The sequence below is a fragment of the Halorubrum sp. AJ67 genome, assembly GCF_000513435.1.
Window position 1 is genome coordinate 1 of the sequence record NZ_CBVY010000035.1, and the last position, 1,774, is coordinate 1,774.

The following is a 1,774-nucleotide window of genomic DNA, read 5'->3' on the forward strand; positions in this document are numbered from 1 at the left end:
GGAGTCGACCCGCGCTGTCGGACGCGGTCCCCGGCCCAGAGGTACACCCCGTCTCCGCCCTCCCGGTCGGCGTAGACCGGGCGCTCGTCCGCCTTCCGGTCGTCGCGCTCGACGTCGACGCCGTGGAAGCGCGGCGCGAGGCCCGCCGCGGTCCAGAAGTCGGCCGTGTCTTGAAGCTGGTAGTGGAGGTGCGGTTCGCTGGAGTGCCCGGAGTTGCCACACCGACCGACAAGGTCCCCCGCCGCGACTTCCTGACCCTCGGAAACCACCGTACTTCCGGCCTGAAGGTGTGCGAGGAAGGAGTACTCGCCGTCGGCGTGTTCGATGGTGACGTGGTTGCCCGCGATGTCCCAAGTGCGCCACTCGACGAGCGCCGTTCCGACGCCCGGGTAGTCCCGGCGGCGGTCGCTCACGTCGACGACCGTCCCGGCGGCGGGCGCGACGACCGGCTCGCCGTAGGCGTAGTAGTCCGCGAGTTCGGTTCCCGATCCGGCGTGGGTCGTTCCGTCGTCGTCGGTTCGCAGGAAGTCGTAGGCGTAGCGCTGTGAGAAGATCCCCCACGAGTGGGAGGTGTCGGGCGTAACGCCCCCGTTGACCACGGTCCACTCGCCCTCGACGGGGAGACGCAGCTCCGTCTCGGGAGCCCGTCGCTCCGTACTCGGTAGATCCCCTCGGTATCGGACGTACGCGACTCCCTGTCCGGCGAGCTGGAGGAGCTGTGTGAAGATCCCCCACGGCGTGAACGCCCAGCGGAGCACCCCGAGGAGGTAGACCGCCCGCTTCCGGTTCGTCATCTCGTACTCGAAGCCGTCCTCGTCGCTCGGCACCGTCGAGAGCAAAACGGGGAGGAATCCTCCGCCCAGGTAACAGAGGAAGGCCAGCCACCACGGCCCGTCGAAGTGGCTCACGGTGAACCCGAGCGCGAAGCCGGCGGCCACGACGAGCCACATGTTGACGCCGGCGAGACGGTCGAGCACACGCCGGGGCAGGGAGCGGGCGTGTTCGGTCATACCGTCCGGTGATTCACGAACGCGATAGTCGTTTGGGTTCGGGGGGCTCTCAACGCTTCGTCGCCCGCCCGTTTGGGTCGAGACGTGTGTGAGGAACGGCGATTCGACGGAGCGACCGGAGTGAGCCGGCCGACCCCCCGCGCCGTTTCGATGCCCCGAATCGTTCCGACGCCCCGCGCCGTTCCGACGCCCCGAACCGTTCCGACGGCCATTTGGTCGCCCCCGACCTACCGCAGTGCGTGCAATCGGTCGTCGCCGACCTCTCGACGCTGCTCGCGGACGTGATCCCTCGGCTGGCCCGGATCACGGCGTTCATCGCGGGCGGGGTCTTCGCCGCTAACGTCGCCGTCGCGTTCGGGCTGGTCCGCTACGTCGCGGGCATCGCGGGGTGGCTCACGCGGCCCGCGAACCTCCCGGACGAGGTCGGTACGGCGATCCTCACGACTGCGGCGTCGACGACCGCGGGCTACGCCACGCTCGCGGAGTACCGCGAGTCCGGCTTCCTCGACGACCGGGCGACGCTCGTCGCCGTGGTGATGAACACCTTCTTCGGGTTTGTCCAGCACGTGTTCACCTACTACGTCCCGGTGTTGATCCCGATCCTCGGGGTTACCACCGGTGCCGTCTACGTCGGCGCGCGGGCCGGCATCGCGCTGCTCATCACCGTCACCGGCGTCCTCGCGGGCGGACTGCTCCTCTCGGAGTCGAACGTCGACCGGTCCGCGCTCGCCGACGTCGACGCGACCGGTCCCGACGCCGACGAG

General features: G+C 69.6%; 1 protein-coding gene and 1 pseudogene. One reads left to right on the plus strand and one right to left on the minus strand.

The genetic code is table 11. From position 1 onward, the window contains the following. A partial coding sequence (locus tag BN903_RS15265; RefSeq protein WP_154018151.1) for a M23 family metallopeptidase occupies nt 1–1,010 on the minus strand: 1,010 nt, incomplete at its 3' end. Nucleotides 1,011–1,249: 239 nt separating this feature from the next. Here BN903_RS15265 and BN903_RS14805 point away from each other — a divergent pair. Next, nucleotides 1,250–1,774 (plus strand): annotated as a pseudogene (locus BN903_RS14805) (nucleoside recognition protein); the annotation flags it as partial.